We start from the raw sequence: 1,026 nt of genomic DNA on the forward strand, positions 1-1,026 counted from the left end.
GTGCTTAACAAATGAAAATGATCGTCTTAAGAAAGAGAATCACAGACTGATGAAGATATACAGTGAAATTGGCGGACTGTGCAAGATTTGAACCTACAACCAAAGAATTAAATCCTCTGCTATACCATTAAGCTCACAACCCAATGGTAATTATAGTACAAGAATTAAAAGAATTTTATTATTGCTGTTGCAGCACTAATAGTCAAAACTATCACACTACCGAGCTTTAAAAGCAGTCCAGTAGCAATATGTTCAACATCTTTGCGAATTAAGGCTATGTCAGAAGATAAATCTTTGCGGACTAATTCCATATCTTTGCGAACATCAGCGATTTCAGCAGATAAGTCTTTACGAACATCAGCAATATTGCGATTTACTTCTGCAATATCTTGCTTGGTGGCTACATCAGCAACCTCATGTGACTTACGTACAGCAATAGAAATGGCTTTTGCCTGCTCTTTTGGCAAACCTGCATTCTCTAATGTTTCGACAAATTCTTGTGTATCAAATGCAACCTGACCCATAGGAAATCCTCCTTTTTGGTAAGTATAACGGGTTTAGGGTTCGATCTGCAAAATCTTTCACGTTAATAGCTTAATTAGTTTAACTACGGAGAAATATTTTTATGTCTAAATTACATCAACTAATCACTATCGAAACAAAAAACATCAACGGCGAATTAATCCAGACGGTAAATGCTCGTGATCTACATGCGTTTTTGGAAAGTAAACAGAAGTTTGCAGACTGGATAAAAGATCGCATTCAACAATACGCTTTTATTGAGAGTCAGGACTTTATCGTAATTTTAGGAAAAACCCCAAATGGCGGGCGTCCAGCAAAGGAATACCACATTTCCCTCGATATGGCGAAAGAGCTATCAATGGTAGAGCGTAACGAAAAAGGCAAACATGCCAGACAGTATTTTATTGAATGTGAGAGACAGGCAAAAACGGCTACACATGTTATTCCACAAACACTTCCTGATGCACTACGGCTTGCTGCTGAAATGGCAGAGAAAGTTCAACA

General features: G+C 37.8%; 2 protein-coding genes. One reads left to right on the forward strand and one right to left on the reverse strand.

Annotation, left to right across the window (positions count from 1 at the left end; translation table 11 throughout):
* Positions 1-164 precede the first annotated feature (164 nt).
* Positions 165-524 (reverse strand): CCDC90 family protein, encoded by a 360-nt coding sequence (locus G468_RS0118580; RefSeq protein WP_026824221.1) that lies wholly within the window; start codon positions 522-524, stop codon positions 165-167.
* Positions 525-625: 101 nt separating this feature from the next.
* Between G468_RS0118580 and G468_RS22085 the strand changes: the two genes are divergently transcribed.
* Positions 626-1,026 (forward strand): antA/AntB antirepressor family protein (locus G468_RS22085; protein WP_169719238.1); only part of this gene is annotated, 401 nt, incomplete at its 3' end.

The organism is Arsenophonus nasoniae DSM 15247 (assembly GCF_000429565.1).
Taxonomy (GTDB): Bacteria; Pseudomonadota; Gammaproteobacteria; order Enterobacterales; family Enterobacteriaceae; genus Arsenophonus; species Arsenophonus nasoniae.